The 16,161-nt window shown below is 65.1% G+C and carries 19 protein-coding genes; 11 read left to right on the top strand and 8 right to left on the bottom strand.

Annotated elements, in window-relative coordinates; translation table 11 throughout:
* Nucleotides 1-220: 220 nt before the first annotated feature.
* The gene (locus O3X23_RS35710) at nt 221-1,645 is read left to right on the top strand and encodes a cellulase family glycosylhydrolase (protein WP_269276819.1); all 1,425 of its coding nucleotides are present in this window, start codon (nt 221-223) and stop codon (nt 1,643-1,645) included.
* A gap of 138 nt (nt 1,646-1,783) precedes the next feature.
* Here O3X23_RS35710 and O3X23_RS35715 read toward each other — a convergent pair whose 3' ends face one another.
* Nucleotides 1,784-2,230, bottom strand: a complete 447-nt coding sequence (locus tag O3X23_RS35715) for a hypothetical protein (RefSeq protein WP_269276821.1) — start codon at nt 2,228-2,230, stop codon at nt 1,784-1,786.
* A 244-nt stretch (nt 2,231-2,474) separates the two neighbouring features.
* Here O3X23_RS35715 and O3X23_RS35720 point away from each other — a divergent pair, with 244 nt between their 5' ends.
* The gene (locus tag O3X23_RS35720) at nt 2,475-2,984 is read left to right on the top strand and encodes a hypothetical protein (protein WP_269276823.1); all 510 of its coding nucleotides are present in this window, start codon (nt 2,475-2,477) and stop codon (nt 2,982-2,984) included.
* A gap of 167 nt (nt 2,985-3,151) precedes the next feature.
* On the opposite strand, the gene O3X23_RS35725 is transcribed toward O3X23_RS35720, so the two are convergent.
* Complete coding sequence (locus O3X23_RS35725; protein ID WP_269276826.1) at nt 3,152-3,652, bottom strand: hypothetical protein; 501 nt, start codon at nt 3,650-3,652, stop codon at nt 3,152-3,154.
* A complete protein-coding gene (locus tag O3X23_RS35730) occupies nt 3,639-4,046 on the bottom strand; it encodes a carbohydrate-binding module family 20 domain-containing protein (RefSeq protein ID WP_269276827.1) in 408 nt (135 codons plus the stop codon). Before O3X23_RS35730 ends, O3X23_RS35725 begins: the two co-directional genes overlap by 14 nt.
* Before the next feature lie 511 nt (nt 4,047-4,557).
* Between O3X23_RS35730 and O3X23_RS35735 the strand changes: the two genes are divergently transcribed.
* On the top strand, nt 4,558-4,902 hold the full coding sequence (locus O3X23_RS35735; RefSeq protein WP_269276829.1) for an alpha-amylase: 345 nt from the start codon (nt 4,558-4,560) through the stop codon (nt 4,900-4,902).
* A gap of 73 nt (nt 4,903-4,975) precedes the next feature.
* Here O3X23_RS35735 and O3X23_RS35740 read toward each other — a convergent pair whose 3' ends face one another.
* Nucleotides 4,976-5,488 (bottom strand): GNAT family N-acetyltransferase, encoded by a 513-nt coding sequence (locus O3X23_RS35740; RefSeq protein WP_269276831.1) that lies wholly within the window; start codon nt 5,486-5,488, stop codon nt 4,976-4,978.
* 352 nt (nt 5,489-5,840) lie between these two features.
* On the opposite strand from O3X23_RS35740, the gene O3X23_RS35745 reads away from it, so the two are divergent.
* From O3X23_RS35745 to O3X23_RS35755, 3 genes are all read left to right on the top strand, one after another.
* Complete coding sequence (locus tag O3X23_RS35745; protein WP_269276833.1) at nt 5,841-6,359, top strand: MarR family winged helix-turn-helix transcriptional regulator; 519 nt, start codon at nt 5,841-5,843, stop codon at nt 6,357-6,359.
* Between the two features lie 146 nt (nt 6,360-6,505).
* The gene (locus O3X23_RS35750) at nt 6,506-6,976 is read left to right on the top strand and encodes a hypothetical protein (RefSeq protein WP_269276835.1); all 471 of its coding nucleotides are present in this window, start codon (nt 6,506-6,508) and stop codon (nt 6,974-6,976) included.
* Between the two features lie 65 nt (nt 6,977-7,041).
* Nucleotides 7,042-7,908 carry an SDR family oxidoreductase gene (locus O3X23_RS35755; RefSeq protein ID WP_269276837.1) on the top strand — a complete coding sequence of 289 codons (867 nt, stop codon included), beginning with the start codon at nt 7,042-7,044 and terminating at the stop codon, nt 7,906-7,908.
* A gap of 308 nt (nt 7,909-8,216) precedes the next feature.
* Here O3X23_RS35755 and O3X23_RS35760 read toward each other — a convergent pair whose 3' ends face one another.
* Nucleotides 8,217-8,579, bottom strand: a complete 363-nt coding sequence (locus O3X23_RS35760; RefSeq protein WP_269276838.1) for a DoxX family protein — start codon at nt 8,577-8,579, stop codon at nt 8,217-8,219.
* Between the two features lie 199 nt (nt 8,580-8,778).
* Between O3X23_RS35760 and O3X23_RS35765 the strand changes: the two genes are divergently transcribed.
* Both O3X23_RS35765 and O3X23_RS35770 read left to right on the top strand, forming a co-directional pair.
* Nucleotides 8,779-9,653 (top strand): IS5 family transposase gene (locus O3X23_RS35765; protein ID WP_443048079.1). Its coding sequence is split into 2 segments (ribosomal slippage): nt 8,779-9,136 and nt 9,136-9,653, totalling 876 coding nucleotides; the frame shifts between segments, so codons are not numbered across the junction.
* 724 nt (nt 9,654-10,377) lie between these two features.
* Nucleotides 10,378-11,139 (top strand): hypothetical protein, encoded by a 762-nt coding sequence (locus O3X23_RS35770; protein ID WP_269276843.1) that lies wholly within the window; start codon nt 10,378-10,380, stop codon nt 11,137-11,139.
* A 251-nt stretch (nt 11,140-11,390) separates the two neighbouring features.
* Here O3X23_RS35770 and O3X23_RS35775 read toward each other — a convergent pair whose 3' ends face one another.
* From O3X23_RS35775 to O3X23_RS35785, 3 genes are all read right to left on the bottom strand, one after another.
* A complete protein-coding gene (locus tag O3X23_RS35775) occupies nt 11,391-12,086 on the bottom strand; it encodes a hypothetical protein (RefSeq protein WP_269276845.1) in 696 nt (231 codons plus the stop codon).
* Between the two features lie 387 nt (nt 12,087-12,473).
* On the bottom strand, nt 12,474-12,839 hold the full coding sequence (locus tag O3X23_RS35780; protein WP_269276847.1) for a tyrosine-type recombinase/integrase: 366 nt from the start codon (nt 12,837-12,839) through the stop codon (nt 12,474-12,476).
* Nucleotide 12,840: 1 nt separating this feature from the next.
* Nucleotides 12,841-13,329, bottom strand: a complete 489-nt coding sequence (locus O3X23_RS35785; protein ID WP_269276849.1) for a hypothetical protein — start codon at nt 13,327-13,329, stop codon at nt 12,841-12,843.
* 274 nt (nt 13,330-13,603) lie between these two features.
* Here O3X23_RS35785 and O3X23_RS35790 point away from each other — a divergent pair, with 274 nt between their 5' ends.
* From O3X23_RS35790 to O3X23_RS35800, 3 genes are all read left to right on the top strand, one after another.
* Complete coding sequence (locus tag O3X23_RS35790) at nt 13,604-13,810, top strand: Imm32 family immunity protein (RefSeq protein WP_269276850.1); 207 nt, start codon at nt 13,604-13,606, stop codon at nt 13,808-13,810.
* 284 nt (nt 13,811-14,094) lie between these two features.
* Nucleotides 14,095-14,868: a DUF6193 family natural product biosynthesis protein gene (locus tag O3X23_RS35795; protein WP_269276852.1), complete on the top strand. Its 774-nt coding sequence runs from the start codon at nt 14,095-14,097 to the stop codon at nt 14,866-14,868.
* A 430-nt stretch (nt 14,869-15,298) separates the two neighbouring features.
* Nucleotides 15,299-15,898 carry a hypothetical protein gene (locus tag O3X23_RS35800; protein WP_269276853.1) on the top strand — a complete coding sequence of 200 codons (600 nt, stop codon included), beginning with the start codon at nt 15,299-15,301 and terminating at the stop codon, nt 15,896-15,898.
* Nucleotides 15,899-16,161 lie beyond the last annotated feature (263 nt).

The raw sequence follows: 16,161 nt of genomic DNA on the forward strand, positions 1-16,161 counted from the left end.
TCCCGCCCGATAATCCCGCCACCGGCCGGCCCGCTTCGCGATCCGCTCCGGCGGCAACGCTCGATGTCGGCCAAGGGCATACGGTCGCCCATGGCTCACATCGCCAGCCCTCTATCCGCGTCGGCCAGGCCGGTGTACCGTCTCGGGCCGAGACATGGGAGCGCTCCCATTCCTCATTTCCCCCACATGCAAGACTTCGCACCGGCTCGGGAGGAAGACGTTGAGACGTCTTATAGCTTTGCTGGCCATCTGCGCGACGGCCCTCGGACTCATGGCGTTGTTCAGCCCGGAGGCGTCGGCCGCCCCCGGCTGCCGGGTCGATTACACGGTCACCAACCAGTGGTCGGGAGGGTTCCAAGCCGGGGTGAAGGTCACCAACCTGGGTGACCCCATCAGCGGCTGGACGTTGCGTTTCGCAATGCCGGACGCGGGCCAGAAGGTCGTCCAAGGCTGGAACGCCACCTGGTCCCAGTCCGGGCCCACGGTCACCGTCGCCGCCGTTGACTGGAACCGTACGCTGGCCACCGGCGGGACTGCCGACACGGGTTTCACCGGCTCTTTCACAGGCGCCAACCCGAAGCCTGCGGCGTTCACCGTCAACGGGGTCGCCTGCACTGGCTCCGTGGGCGAGCCGACTCCGACGCCCACGCCGACCCCAAGCCCGACCCCAACCCCGACACCGACGGCGTCCGACCCGGGCGGCAGCGGCACCCCTGTGGGCATCAACGGACAACTCCAGGTCTGTGGCGTCCACCTGTGCAACCAGTACAACCGCCCCGTACAACTGCGCGGTATGAGTACGCACGGCCTCCAGTGGTTCAGCCAGTGCAACAACGCCACGTCACTCGACGCACTCGCCAAGGACTGGAAGTCGGACCTGCTGCGCATCGCCATGTACGTGCAGGAGAACGGATACGAGACGGATCCGGCGGGATTCACCGGTCGCGTGAACAACCTCGTGGACCTGGCCGAGGCCCGGGGTATGTACGCCCTGATCGATTTCCACACCCTGACCCCGGGTGACCCGAACTACAACCTGGCCCGCGCGAAGACGTTCTTCGCCTCCGTCGCCGCCCGCAACGCCAACAAGAAGAACGTGATCTACGAGATAGCCAACGAGCCCAATGGTGTGAGTTGGGCAGCCATCAAGAGCTACGCCGAGCAGGTCATCCCGGTCATCCGCGCGGCCGATCCGGACGCGGTCGTCATCGTCGGCACCCGCGGCTGGTCCTCCCTCGGGGTCTCGGACGGCTCCAGTGAAAGTGAGATCATCAACGCCCCCGTGAACGCCGCCAACATCATGTACGCGTTCCATTTCTACGCTGCCAGCCACAAGGACAACTATCGTGCCGCCGTGAGCCGAGCGGCATCTCATCTGCCGCTCTTCGTCACGGAGTTCGGCACCGTGAGTGCCAGCGGCGGCGGTGCGATGGACCGGGCGAGCACCACGGCCTGGCTGGACCTGCTCGATCAGTTGGACATCAGCTATGCCAACTGGACCTTCTCGGACGCCTCCGAGAGCAGCGCGGCCCTGCGGCCGGGAACCTGCGGTGGCAGCGACTACGGCAGCAGTGGTGTGCTGACCGAGTCGGGAGCGCTCATCAAGAGCCGGATCAGCACCGCGGACAACTTCCCCACCAGTTGACCGCTCCCCTGTCGACGGGGCTCCGGCCGGCCCGGAGCCCCGTCCCACTCGCGACCGTGCCCGGGCTACCACCCTCGTACTGGTCGAGGAGGTCGCCGACGCCGGTTGGGCTGGCCACTGGACCTGTCTGGTCGAAGGTCATCGCAGAGATCCAGTGAGGGCTTCTTCAACCGCTGCCGCCTTCTCGACATCGGTCAGGGCATCCCACTGAGAGTGTGTGGCTTCGTGAACCTCTCTCTCGGTCCATGGAGTTGGTGTCTCGTGGACCAGTACGGTCTGCTCTGATGCGCATTCCGGGCACTGCTGGCCATGGTGGAACGCGAAGTGGGAGCCCTGGCTGTCGGGGTCGAAGGCCCTGACGACGACCTTGCGGACCAGTTCGCCCAATTCCGGCGCGGTCAGGTTCTTGACGCGCGGATCTGCGGTGACCAATGCCGAGATCGCTGAGTAGGCAGGGTCGAAGGCGCCCAGGAGGGCACCTTCACGACTCGGCGAGACGCCGAGGAAGCTGCTCCGTGGAAGAAGCTGAGATCCGCCCCGGGCAGGGTGAAGCGCTGCGTGCAGGAATGGCAGCAGTAGACCCACTCGGTGTATCTCATGGTGTCATCATGCCGTTGCGAAGCAGGCCCCCGTGGCCAGGCATCTATTCCGGTGCTCTCCGAGAACCAGTGCACTGGATGTCGGCGTACGGGTGAACGCGCTCAGGCACGTACAGGTGAACGTGCCCAGTCTCGCCGAACCCGGGCGGGTCTCCACGGAACTTCGACAGGCATCAGGGGCGCCAGGGTTGTGGCAGGCTTCCATCCCGAACCAACTGAGAGGAGGGACGATGCTGTCAAGCGGCGCGGTGTCAGCGGACGATGCGGACTGGGACCAGGACGAGCACCTGCGGTTCGCTCGTTACCGGAGGGCGTTCGACGAGGTGGCCCCGGCGGATACTGTTGCCCTGATCGCCCGAGTACTCACCGATCCCGATAGGGGGATGGCGAGCAGTGCCGTCTGCGAGTACCTCGACAGGCGAGCCGGTGAACTGCTCACGAATCCCGGCTATCCCTCCTGGTGCCTGGAGATGACTGGCCCTGTTGCAGTGGACGACTTCTCCACACGGCGCCTCAATGAGTGGACTCTGCTGCGGGCGATGACCTTGAGCGAGCCGTGGGACGCCGAGAACCTGCTCGCGGCCTCCAACTGGCTACAGCTCCACGCCGCTGAGAAGTCCTCAGCTATGACCGTTCTGGAAGTTCTGGCCGAGAGTGGCCATACCCGCCGCATCCGCAACATCGCCAAGTCCCGCCTGTCCGCTACCCAGCGGTCGATGCCAACCAAAGCGGAACGCTGAGCCGCTGACCCTTCAGCGCGAGCAGGCGCAAAGGGCCCGACACTCCACCGACGGCGGGCTTCCGTACCAGCTGCTGAGTGCGTTTATCGCTACAGGGCTGAGCACTTCAAGACGCACGCCGACACTGGATCCAACGCTGACGCCCAGGTAGGAGGCGGCCAGGCGATTCAGGCGTCGCGCCCGACGCTGCGGGTCCAGACGGGGAAAGGGGGCGGGGTGTACTCGTCCTCCGACAGGCTCGGGTCGCCAGGCTCGACATTCGAGAGGCATGTCCACGGCATCAGGCCAGGCGCGTCATCGTTGAGGAATCCGGCTATGACCGGGTCGAGAGTCTCGGTCAGCGCGTAGGTGCCACCGAACGGGAGGGATTCCGGGTGCTGGGAGGAGGTTGAACAGCGCAGTTGCCCGGCCTGCTCGTCGTGCCAGACGTAGAACGTCGCGGTTCCTTGGAAGCCGAGGGCCTGGATACGGTCGCGCAACGCCGCTGCGGCGCCTTCGAAGGCGGCCGCCACCTGCTCCACCGACAGCGCCGCCCGTTCCTCGGCATCGGCGCCCAGATGCCAGGTATTACTCTGCGACTCTGCCACTCGATCGTCCGGGTCCAGGACCAGGGGATCGTCCGCGACTTCGGCGATGAACTTCAATAGCGTCGGCTCAGTGTGCACCACAATAGGTGGTCATCCCACCCGAGTCGTCGTGGGTGATGTACGTGCCGGTGGGCGGAGTAACGGTCGCGCGGTTCGGTCCTCGTTCCCAGGTCACGGTGCCATTGGGGTTCTTGATGAGGTACGTGAACTCTTCCGGGGTGCTGGCCGCGAGCAGGACCGTGCCGTTCCAGCCGGGGTAGTTGGCCGAGGACAGCGGCACGGCCTTGTCGGGATTCCGTGAGCCGAGCTCGGGCGTACTGCCCACGACGTGGACGTTCTGTCCCCAGTAGGTGGTGGTCGTGCCGTTGAACGTGGCCACGACGGTGGATCGGCTCGCGGAACGGGTGGTGGCCGTGGCCGGCGAAGCGGCCGAAGCGACGAAGGACAGCGCCGCGAGAATGAGGCTCGCGATCAACAGCTGAAGGCAAAGCGGCCGGATCTGCGGGGTAGTTCATACGGTGAGCTCCTTCGATGAGCTGACGGGACGACTGGGTGATGACTCTCGGGTGCCGCTGCCGGGGCGCTGCCTGTGGCGGCGCGGGGAGACGTCACGGTGACTGCGGCGGGAGCACCGTAGCCGCTCACGATCACTCTTGCGCAAGAATATGAAAGAGATTTCAGACAACTCCGAATCCTCCGCCGCTTGCGCTGCGTTTCGCCCACATTGACCCGCTCGAACATGATGCGGGATTTGCGATGAACGAGAGGCGTGGTACGCGCCCTCGTGCTATGACGGCGCAGCACCTGGCCTGCCACCTGCTCTCATGGGAAGGGGCGAACGCAATGCCCCGGCGTGGTTCCCTGCACTGCTGGGCCTCCTCGTCATCAGCGCGGCCTTGCGCAAGTTGGCGAAAACTCATGCAGCCACAACTCGCTGACCCTACGCTCGGGTTCTGGTTGCTCACCTCTTCACGTAAGGAGCTCGCATGCGGACCTCGTGGCGTTCGATAGCGCCGACGCTTGCCCTGGGCCTGCTGACGTTCACCCTGGGCCCCACCCCGCCCGCTCAGGCGCTCGACCCGGCCGCCGACACCGCCACCGCCGACGGGCAAGCGCCGACGTGCGTCGAGTTCTTTCCCAGCTGGCGCTACACCTTCGTGGCCAACCACTGCACGGACCAGCAGAACCTCACCGTGCTGTACCGCGACCACACCGACGTCGGGTGCCGCCTCGTCGCGCCCGGTGACACCGCGACGTTCCCCGGGTACGGGGTCCAGGGCAACGAGGTCGTGGGCATAGCCTTGTGCGCCGGCCCCGATACGGCGCGATAGGCCGACGACGGAGTCCCGCTCGAGCGCCGTAGCGGATTGCAGGTGATTCCAGGAGACGTACTGATCACATCGATCAGGAGTCGGGCCTGCCGGTCAGTTTCCTTTCCCAGAAGACTTCATCGCGCCAGGCGCCGTCGGCGTAGAAGTGGTCATGGGCGATGCCCCAGGAACTGAATCCGTGCTTGCGGAGGATCGCCTGAGACGCGACGTTCTCCAGTTGGGTGTGCGCCTCCAGCCGATGCAGCTTCAGCTCGACCTCGGCGATCCGCAGCGCGAGGCCGACAGCCCGGCTCGTGTGCCCGACTCCCTGGTAGAGGGACGAGACCCAGTAGCCCAGATATCCCTTCTGGAACGGGCCGCGCAGGATCGAGCTGATGCCGACTTGCCCGATGACGGTCTCGCCGGACACGACAACGCCGGGCCATGCGAGCCCGTCGCTGTGAGAGGCCAAAAGGGACTCGATGACCGAGGCTTGCCCGTCGGGCGTGTAGAACTCCGCGGACCTCGCGGGCAGCCAACGCGCATACGCCTGCCGGTCCCGGGAGAGCAGGCCGGCGAGTGCGGGGCCGTCGGAGGGATGGATCAAGCGAATCAGCGTGGAGTTCACGGGCGTTCTGGTGCCTTGTCAACTGCGGAGTCGGTGGGTTGCGCGGGAGTCTACCCGGCCGAACACCTGGTGCTGGTCCCGCAGAACGGCCAGATCATCGACCACCGGCACCACCGTTGCCCGCGAACGCGATTGCGGATGCGGATGCGGATGCGGATGCGGATGCGGCAGTCCGCCGGCCCGACCGGCGATCCGCCACCGAGGAGCCGCGCCCTCACACGGCCGAGCAGAGACGCCTCCCGGTTCGCCACGGATCCGACGACGGAATTTCGGCAGGGTCCGAGATCGGAGTGCCTTGACAGGACAAGTAGTTAGCCGCCATATTATCTACATGGCAAGGCATGGTGGTGACGACGAGGTACCCACGCTGGATCAGGCCAGGCGACAGGTCGAGCATTACGGTCTGGAGGTCGATCCGCAGGCGGTGCTGGTCGCGGTGCGGCTGATCTCGGCGGGCGCGAGGGTCGGCCGGGCGGCCGAGGCGCACTTCGCCAGGTTCGGCCTGTCGACCGGGCGCTACCGCCTGCTCGCCGACCTCGAAGACCACGGCGGGGAGAAATCCCCCTCGCGGCTCGCGGATGACCTCGGCGTCTCCAGGGCCACGGTCACAGGCCTGCTGGACGGCCTGGAGCGTGAGGGCCTGATCACTCGCCGCCCGTCCACGGAGGATGGCCGGGGCACGGTAACCGGCCTCACCGCGCGCGGGGCACAGCGCCTGCGCGAGATGGCGTCCGATCATTTCGGGCGGCTCGAGGCGATGGTGAGCGGGCTGTCCGTCGAGGAGCGTGCGGTGTTCCTGGATCTGCTCGCCCGTGTCGTGCGCGGCAGCACGGCCCTGGCCGCCGACTGACCCGACTCCCAGTCGGCGCGGCCCCGCCCCCGGGCAGGGCCCTTTTTACGGGGTCATAGTTAGCTGCCTAATTACCTTGTCGGATCATGCCTCCCGCTCCCGCCGCCACCTTTCGCTTCCCTCACACGCACGAGAAAGAGGCCAACATGCCCGCCACGAAAGACAGAACAAGCCGAAAGCAGGCAGCCTCCCGGCCATCCCGCCCCTTCACCCTCTGGCGCGAGGTGCTGGCCGCCTACGTCGCCCCCGCGTTGATGGCCGGCATCCCCGGAGTTGTCACCGAGCAGCAGGACTTGGCCGTGGCCGCCTGCACGTCCATCGCCGGCACGTCCGCCGTGGTGGCGTTCCTGGTCGGCACCTGGCTGCGGCACGGCGGTCAACCCCGGCGGTGGACCGCCACCATGCCGCGCCTTGCGCTGACCGCCGCACTCGTCATCATCGCCGCCGGCACGGCAGCCCTGCTCGGGTGGTTCACCGCCCAATGGCTGCCCGCCCACACCGCAATCCCCACCACCGCGTGGCTGGAACGCCTGCGCATCGACCTGCCCGTCTCCGCAGCCCTCGCCACCACCATCGTCACCCTGCGCTGGCGCAGCGCCACGGCATCCGCGACATAGCCCAGCCCACGAGACCAAGCCCTACCAAGCCCCCGCCGCCCGCAAGACCAAGGAATGAGCACACGATGATCGTTGTCATGGGAGCGACCGGAGCAACCGGCACCGCCCTGCTCCACAGCCTCCTCACCCTCGGCACACCCGTTCGCGCACTGACCCGCGCCCCGCTCAGGCCGATCCCCGGCATATCCGGCACACCCCGACCGCCCGTCGAGGTCCAGTACGCCGACGCCACCGACCCGCAATCCCTGCGCATCGCCTTCAAGGGCGCCAACCAGCTCTTCCTCGCCATGGCCAACAGCCCGGCGCAGGTCGAACTCGAAACCCGCGTCATCGACATCGCCGCCCACACCGGCATCGAGCACATCGTCAAGATCTCGGCACCCGCCGCCGAGCCCGACTCCCCGGTCGCCGTCTCCCGCGGGCACCACCTCATTGAGGAACACCTGCGCGCCAGCGGCCTCACCCACACCATCCTGCGCCCCTACGCGTTCATGCAGAATCTCCTGCGCCTGGCCCCCACGGTCGGCCAGGGCATCATCCTCGGCACCACGGGCGACGCGCCCTGCAACTACATCGACTGCCGAGACATCGGCGAGGTTGCCGCCGCCGCCCTCACCCGGCCCGACATCGCCGGCGGGACCTACACCCTGACCGGACCGGAAGCCGTCTCCTACCCCGCACTCGCCGCACGGCTGACAACCCTGACCGGCAGAGAGATTCGCTACGTCAACCTCACCTCGGACGAGCTGCGCGACAACCTCATCCGCAATGCCCACATGCCCATCTGGCTCGCCGACCACGTAGCGGAGATCCAGCAACTCGCCGTGTCCCGACCCGAAACTCCCACCACCACCGTCCTCGACGTCCTCGGCCGCCCGCCGCGCACCCTTGACGCCTTCCTGCACGAACACCACGCTCACTTCCGCCGATAGGACGCCCTCCCAAGCCCGGTCACCACCTTGCGAACCGCCCGCCGCGTAGGGCAGATGATCCGTCATCTGCTCGGCGGCGGGCGTAGCGGGTGCAGTCGAAACCGTTGAGGAGCGATCACTCGTTTCGCTCGCCCCGCAATGTGGGTGCTGCATCGAGTACGCGTTGGGCCTTGACGAGGGGCCTGGGAAGCCCGGCTGCCGACCGCACCACTCGCCCTGGTGTCCTCTCCGCCGATCGGCCCTGGTCGCTCCCTCAGCGCCCCGCCGGCATGCGTCCCCATGGCTCTCACCCGTCGGGGTCTGCTCGATCACAGCCAGGTCGTGGCCAGCCAGATCACCACCGCCGACGTCGTGATGAGCCCGATGTTGAGGGTGATCTGGCGGTCTTCGCCGGTCAGGTGGACGGCGATCGCCCCGATCTGCAGGAGCACGAACCCGATGGCCGCAGCCAGTGCCAGCCAGGGCGCGATACCGGTCAGTGGCGGCAGGATCAGCCCGGCCGCGCCGAGAATCTCGACCATCCCCAGCGCCCTGACCGCGGGCAGAGGCATGCGGTCGACCCAGGCCATCATCGGGCGTAGTTGCTCGCGGCTGCGGATGGATTTCATCGCGCCGGCATAGAGGTAGAAAGCGGCGAGCAGTCCAGCGACGGCCCAATAGGCGATGTTCATAGTTCCCATCCACGGTCACCAATTGCGGGTGACCGGTCGATTCCTGGGCCAGGGCGGCCCGTGGGTGAAAGGTGGCAGCGCCTTGGCCGGCGCAGGCAGTGCGGGACGGCCGGGCGGGTCGTCGCGCCGGCTTCAGGTGAGGTCGGCGGCCGGCTAGGGTCTGTTGCGAAAGTGGATCTTGATCGGTGATGATCATGGTGTGGCGCGTGGAGATCTGACGGATGCACAGTGGGCGAGGCTTGAGCCGTTGCTGCCGATAGGCGGCAAACCGGGGCGCCCGCGGCTATGGACTCGGCGGCAACTGATAGACGGCATACGGTGGCGGACCCGGGCCGGGACGCCGTGGCGGGACGTGCCGGAACGGTACGGGCCGTGGGACCGGGTCTACGACCTGTTCCGCCGGTGGCAGCGCGACGGCACATGGCAGTTCATCTTCGAACAGCTCCAGGCGGATGCTGACGCGAAGGGCCTGATCACCTGGGATCTCAGCGTCGACTCCACCGTCTGCCGCGCGCACCAGCATGCCGCAGGTGCGCGTAAAAAGGGGACCTCCAAAAAGAGCCCCCCGGCGGCCTGTCCATCGAACCCGAAGACCATGGGCTCGGACGCTCCCGCGGTGGCCTGACCACAAAAATCCACCTCGCCACCGAGCAGGGACAAAAACCCATGTCCCTGCTGATCACCGCCGGGCACCGGCACGACAGCCCGTACTTCCAGCCCGTCCTGGAGAAGGTTCGCGTTGCCCGCCCGGGCCCTGGCCGGCCTCGCACCAGACCCGCCAAAGTCCGGGGTGACAAGGCGTACGGCTCCCGGGCCAACCGCGCCTACCTGCGGAAACGCCGGATCGTGTGCACGATCCCGGAGAAAGCCGACCAGATCCGCAACCGCAAGAAACTCGGTCCCCGCGGCGGTCGGCCACCGGCATTCGACAAGGACGACTACAAACAACGCCATGCCGTCGAATGCGGCATCAACCGATTGAAACGGCACCGCGCGGTGGCTACAAGATACGACAAACTCGCCGTCCGCTACGAGGCAACGGTGCTGGTCGCAGCCATCAACGAGTGGCTGTGACCAGCACTTTCGCAACAGACCCTAGATCAAGGCGACTCGCTGCGCTCGCCGCTGGCCCGTAGCTCCGGGCCTCCAGGGTCTGCAAGGCAGTCTTCTCTCAGGGAGATCAGGGCCGCGCACAGCGCGGCGGCGCCGGCCGTCGCCCGGCGCGGCCCGCCTCCATGTCTGCGCCACCGGCTGGCCGCGCCGGTCGCCGTCCGCGCCCACAAGGTGGGGGAAACACAGGTCCGGGCAACGGTCAGGGGCGGTAACGCGGATTGCCAGCCGAGCAGGCACAGACAGCCTCCGGCGGGGGCGCTCCGACTCTGGGATAGCGACAACCCGGACGGCGACCGCAGGCAGTTCGCGGTCGGGGTGGGGTGCTGCCATCCCGCCTGCCGACGTCCCAGGCAGAGCCGAGCAGCCGCGGCCCAGGGCGTCAAGGTCGTTCGTACAGTGGCGCGCTCCACCTTGACGCCCTGAACCACGCCCGCTCCACAAAGTGTGGGACGACGGCAGACGGGATGGCAGCCAGGAGCGTCGTAGCAAGGGCACCTGAGTTGTGGGTTGCGCAGCTGCGTGCGCGGTGGGTTGATCGGTGTGGTCAGTGGAACGTGCTCTTCCCACCTGTGATGGACGGACAGTCAGGTCGTTGCCCTTTGTGCTTGTACTGAAAGTCCTCCCGCCCCGCCGCCACGTCCAGCAAACGCTCCCACAACGCGAACGCCAGCCGTAGGGTACATCTATGCCTGAACCATCAGAGCCAGAGCCAGACGTAACTGCTGATGATTCGGAGAGTTTTGAACCCTTGCCAGAATGGGCGAGAGCCTTCGCTGGGGTTATTGGGATTGCGCTTATTAGTTCTGGATCAGTAGCAGTTTTCACCACCGAGAATCAGGCTGGCTGCGCAACGCTCATCTTGATTGGGGCCGTATTTCTCTCCATGCTACTGAGCGGAAATCCGCTTCATTCCCTAGGGCATGGCGAAACGCAGGTGAAGTTCGCATCGGCGAGAAGGAAGGACGCCCTTGATGACATTAGAGAGGAGCCGCCGGAGGTGGCCAACCGAGCGCTAGAGGTCCTGACTACCGTGGACCCGGGGGCACGCAGAGACCCGTGGGTAATTGCTCTCAGTGCACAAGTCTACGAGCGTTTGATCGAACAGAGGATTCGTGCCTTGCTGCCCACGGCAGCTGTGCAGCACCCGGTCTACGATGACGGCTTTGACTTGGGGCTGAGGCTTCCCGGTGATAAGTATGTGGGTGTCGTTATCAAGTTCAGATCCAACCAGAGGTTGATCTTGGCCAAGGATGTCCAACAGTGCATTGGCATAGCTGCGGCCGATAGAAGAGTCATCTTGGTCGCCAATAGGCCCCTTACCCAGCCTGCTCGCACGGCGATTGAAGAGGCGCGCGCGGCAGGGGTTTCAGTAGACTTCGTCTTTTGGCGCCATGAACAAGACGACGAGGTGCTGCGATCCGCTCTGAGCCGCATGGCTGATCAGTGAAGACCATGGAGAGTGGGGCTTCCTCTCGCGTCGCGGGGCTTTGATGACGCCTATTCCTGAGGAATTTGGGGGGCTACGGGGCCAATATGTGCGAGTGATGCCGGCTGAGAGTAGTGGCCCCTGGCGTCCAGGTCGTTCCTACAGCGGCGCGCTCCACCTGGACGCCAGGAACCACGCCCGGTCCACATACGTGCGGGCCGACGGCAGACGGGATGGGAGAAAGGAGGCGGCGTAGGGTAGACAAATTGCCCTCACTCCGGAGGGTACATGTTCTGTACGACCGTTGATGAGTGAATCTCATCAACCATTATCGCCTGGATCAGAACATCATTTGACTGTCGGTAGTGGTCGCATCCTCGCCATAGGAGCCAGATTGAAATCGGTACGAAAAGGAAGGCAAGTGCTTGTTGTGTCGCTCCCACGAGGATGGAACCCGCCAGGATTGAGATTCCCATATTTATTCGGAACCCCGCCTCGGCCGCTTTTCTGTCATGATCGCCGAATAGCTCGGCATTCTTAGCGTGGAGACGCGTGGCTAGCTGCTCCCGCTCACGTTCCAGTTTATTTAGGGAGCTCATGGAGCTGGTAATCAACTCCCTGACCTCGGCGGGGCTCTTGCCCGCCCGTTCCCACCGCTTACGCGCCTGGATTGAGACCTTCATTGCGAGGTCTAGAAGCGCCTGCTTGGTTACCCAATCGAAGTCGTACGTAGGCCGCACTCGGATTACGATCTTCTGGGCATAGCCGAATATCCGTGGAGTTTTCACTTCGGTCATGCTGCCCAAGATGTAAGCAATGAAGCTCAGGGCGGCAATTGCTGACGCCTTCCCGAAGGTGTCAATCAATTGATACAAGGATGCCCAAATTCCACTCGCCTCGCCTTTTCTTGGAATTTTATCATGGAATGATATCCAGAGAAGTATGATCCATGAATAGCCGACGCTCAAGGGGGTCCTTAGGTCGCGCAATCCGGGTAGTAGGCTCGCGAGCATGGCGCCATCTTCCCACCGAGCCCTCTGCGGCGACCGAGGGTTGGCGATGTCGGGACACAAATGAGCCCTAGGGTTCGTCAAGGTCCTGCGAGGCCCGTTCAGGTTTGAGCCTGGAGTGGGACCACTTTCGGACCCACACGTTGTGCGCGTGAGCGAACAGAGCCAGCTCAAGTGAACGGTTGGACGGGACCCAAAGTGCCTCTGATCTGCGGAAACCCTTGAACCTATGAGCTGGGGGTCCGGGTCGCAGGTTCAGATCCTGTCGTCCCGACGGTGCTGAAAGCCCGCTGAGTTGGAGGATTCCTCCAGGTCAGCGGGCTTTTGCGTTACCCCGATCGGGCGCTACCGGACGATCCGCAGATGCCGCTGAGGCACCTCCTCCGGGGCCACTTTGGGACCAGGAGCCTCCGAACGACCGACCGCCAGGTGCGCGCCGAGGGCGGCGCCGGCCATCTCGATGCACCGCTTGTCGGGGTGCAGGTACCGCTGTGTAGTGGTCAGCGAACCGTGCCCAGCGATCTTGCGGAGCACGTGCAGCGGAACCCCGGCATCGGCCATCCACGTGAGCCCGGGACGCCGCAAATATGCAAGCCGGAGAGATGGCAGTGAGTGCGCCACGGCTTGAGGCCCTGAAGCACGCCCGCTCCACGGTGTGTGGGTCGACGGCAGACGGGATGGGAGCTGGGGCGAGTGGCCGCCGAGGACCATTTCAAAGCTCCGGTGGCGTCACACTGAAATCTTCGCCGCCGTAGAGGGATTCGTAGCAGATCTCGATCACAAGGCGTCTAGTGATGAGATCCCAGAACCACTCATGCTGGTCATCGTGGAACACGTCAAGAGACAGCAACCAGGTGGACTGCCCCGGCAGCATCATGGCACCTGAGCGCATGGAGTGCGCCTTGGGTCGCGCGGGAAGCGAGTCCCGTAGGAGTTGATGAGTGTGATAGTCCCACTCTCCGAGGAATTCCCCGTCCAACCGCACCACAGACCTCGTCACGACGGCAGGACCAAGACCGGCGTTGACGACGTTAAGCCCTGCTTCGGTGCCCTTGTAGTGCCTGACACGACGCATCTGAAGCGCGGGCCTTACTGACTGGCGGCTGTGGCGCCTGCTGTCCCTGGCCTGTGTATAGCTGACCCAGAACGAGCCGAGGGCTATGACTGTTGCTGCAACAGCTATGACTGTGCCTGCGTCCATGCGCCTGCCCCCATGCGACACCGTGGATAGTCAACGAATCCTCCCCACTTGACCACTGTTCCAGTCCGCAGCTGGCGAGCACGCGCTGTACCGCAGCGAAGTACAGCAACCATCGCGACCGTGGCCAACCCTCAGCGACCCCAGGCCCTTGACTGACCAGCCCCGCAGACCTCAGCGACCGTCGCGCCGGTAGTTCGCATCGAGGGGTTCGTGGACTCATGGCGACCTTGCCTTGCCCGACAAGAGTCCACCGCCCCGGCTGTAGCGTGACGCCATGGATGAACCTCGGATCACGGTGTACGGCTCTGCCACGGAGATCACCATTGCGGCCAACGCGGCCGGGCTACGGGACCTTGCCGAGCGACTTCATGGCCTTGCGGAACCCGATCTCCGTGATGGGTACCACGAGCACCTAGAAGGCGGCATCAACCTCGAAGAGGGATCAATCAGTCTGATCCTGGCCCGAGACGAGACGTTGTAGAGCGCTTTCGGTCGAGCGTGTCTGGGTGGGCCTCGTGCCCGATCCGTGCCCGGTCTAACGGGATCCGGCGGGGACTCACGGGGAATCACGGCGACGGTTCCGCTCCGGGCCAGGTCAGACGCTTCCCAGGTCGGCCGACATCCGTATCCCTGGTCTTCCAAACTAGCTACGTGCGTTCGATCCCCGTTGCCGCTTCACGTGGGTGATTAGCCGCTGGCCACGGCGAGGATGCGCCAGCTCCCGCACTCGCGGCCGGCGTCGTTCCTGCGGCATACGGTAAGCGCATGAACGAACATTCAAACGAAGCGCTGTCCGACCTTTATCCAGAGCTAGCGGCGTCAGGAAGTCTGCGGGAAGCGCTGGCTGGCGAGGCGGCTCGCCGCGGGCACGGTGCCGGTCCTATGGATCCCGTCGAGGGGTACGACCCCGCGGTTGCCGCATGCACCACACGTGGTGAGGCACGGTTCGCCGTATACGCCACCAATGCCAACGAACGCGAGTTCCGCATCGAGATTTCCACGGACTCCGGAATGCCTTGGTGTGCATTCGGCAGCACCGATGACCTCGCGGTGGTGGACGCCATCCTGCACGCCTGGCGTGATGGGGCAACGCCCGGTCAACTACGCCGTGAGTGGATGTTGCTAGCGACCAATCCTCTGGATGCGGCGCCTCCTGGGAGGGTGGTGTCGACCGCTTGGAGGCTGAATCTTGAGCGCTCGCCGTTGATCAGGCTGGGCGACGCCGAAGTGGCCGAGGCCCTGTATGCGCAGCCGACCCTGCGCGTCTTCTTCCCCTTTCCGTCGCACGGTGAGTTCAGCCTTCTCAGCAGTACCAAGGATCCGTTCTACGCGGAGGTGCCGGGTGTTGTGCCAGGCGGAGGCGGTCTGTGGAACGTGGTTCTTCACTGGTCGCGGTGGTCGCCGCACATACCGTCACGCGTGCTTGGTTCCGGCCTGAGCGCTCGCGAGGCCGCAGCGTTGGTGGCCGCGAACGTTCCCGCTGGCAGTGGTCCGGCGACCGAGGGAGGCTGGCCGCACCCTGCCCCCGGATATCAGTGACATCAACGGCATGGCCCAACCAGGCGCACCCGATCCGAGCGTACGTGCGGCGTGCGGGTGGCAAGAAAGCCTTGCCAAGCGAACACTGCCCCTGAATATTCGGGGTAACTCATCGACGGAATGAGCCCCCTTGGGTAGAGGGCCGTAGCCACGAGACGGCACCGGATCGACCCCCACCCGTAGTTCGAACCCCCTCAGGTCCACCACGGGCAAAGAGTGACTTCAACTGGTGAGGGCCGTACGAGGTCGCCACGGGGTTGCCGCGCTCGTCTTCCAGGGCCGCGCCCTTCTGGCCGGTCTCTCTATACATTTCTCCCCTCTGTGGCCGGATCGCTCCCTTGTGTGCACTTCGCCTACGTGTCACACAGTTGAGAGGTGAACAGCCCGGGGAGGGAGACGCTAGATGTCCGCGTTAGGTGACGATCAGGTCGTGCCCACGACGTGGGCGGCGGAACGATTCGGAGAACAAGCCGCCCAGCTCTCCGCGGCCGTTCCCATGCAGTTGGCCAGGGCCCACGCGAGGGCTCACGCTGTGCACCTAACGGCCCGGCTGAAGAAGCGAAGCCCTTACGGTGCCACTCTGGCGGAGGCAGTACGCGAGAACCTTGCGGACGCAGCACGGGAGCTGGGTGAAGCCGTGCGGGACGTGCGCGGGTATGAGTACGCAGTTATCAACGATCACGCGCTTTTCCCCTTCAAGTACTCCGACCGGCCGCGCCCCCTCGATCGTGCCCGATTAGCCTCGAACGCTTCCCCCACGCGCCGCCGAATGCTTCTCAGCCACGGGCCGCAGCCCCAAGACGGGCTGTTCCCTCTCGACGATGACTTGACGACGGAGGAGTACGAGGCACTGCACGAGACGTTCGAGGAGCTGGGTGCCACCACGAAGCTCGTGTGCGTGTTCTTCACGTCCGACCCGGAGAGCGGTATCCATGTCATCCACTGGGGAGACGCGCATCTCGAACCTGACCGCACCTTCACGTGGATACACAGCGAACAGCTCCCAGTCGCTCCCCAACCGCTAGTGTGACGACCGAGGGTGGCCCTGAGCGTGGGACCACTTTGGGACCACACGCTATGCGCGCCGCCGAACAATGCCAGATCAGGTGAACGGCCGATCGTGACACAAACTGCCCCTGACCTGTGGAAACCCTTGACCCTATGATCTGGGGGTCAAGGGGTCGCAGGTTCAAATCCTGTCGTCCCGACGGTGTTTGCGCAGGTCAGAGGCCGTCTCCGCATTGCGGAGGCGGCCTCTGATGTCTGTATTGTCGGATCTCAAATGTGAGAGCT

The organism is Streptomyces sp. H39-S7, assembly GCF_027158205.1.
GTDB lineage: Bacteria > Actinomycetota > Actinomycetes > Streptomycetales > Streptomycetaceae > Actinacidiphila.

Coding starts and splice junctions, on each gene's coding strand:
- O3X23_RS35790 (WP_269276850.1), top strand. CDS start 13,604: ATGGATGAACCTCGGATCACGGTGTACGGCTCTGCCACGGAGATCACC.
- O3X23_RS35795 (WP_269276852.1), top strand. CDS start 14,095: ATGAACGAACATTCAAACGAAGCGCTGTCCGACCTTTATCCAGAGCTA.
- O3X23_RS35780 (WP_269276847.1), bottom strand. CDS start 12,839: ATGGTCCTCGGCGGCCACTCGCCCCAGCTCCCATCCCGTCTGCCGTCG.
- O3X23_RS35745 (WP_269276833.1), top strand. CDS start 5,841: ATGGCAAGGCATGGTGGTGACGACGAGGTACCCACGCTGGATCAGGCC.
- O3X23_RS35720 (WP_269276823.1), top strand. CDS start 2,475: ATGCTGTCAAGCGGCGCGGTGTCAGCGGACGATGCGGACTGGGACCAG.
- O3X23_RS35750 (WP_269276835.1), top strand. CDS start 6,506: ATGCCCGCCACGAAAGACAGAACAAGCCGAAAGCAGGCAGCCTCCCGG.
- O3X23_RS35755 (WP_269276837.1), top strand. CDS start 7,042: ATGATCGTTGTCATGGGAGCGACCGGAGCAACCGGCACCGCCCTGCTC.
- O3X23_RS35735 (WP_269276829.1), top strand. CDS start 4,558: ATGCGGACCTCGTGGCGTTCGATAGCGCCGACGCTTGCCCTGGGCCTG.
- O3X23_RS35785 (WP_269276849.1), bottom strand. CDS start 13,329: ATGGACGCAGGCACAGTCATAGCTGTTGCAGCAACAGTCATAGCCCTC.
- O3X23_RS35770 (WP_269276843.1), top strand. CDS start 10,378: ATGCCTGAACCATCAGAGCCAGAGCCAGACGTAACTGCTGATGATTCG.
- O3X23_RS35760 (WP_269276838.1), bottom strand. CDS start 8,579: ATGAACATCGCCTATTGGGCCGTCGCTGGACTGCTCGCCGCTTTCTAC.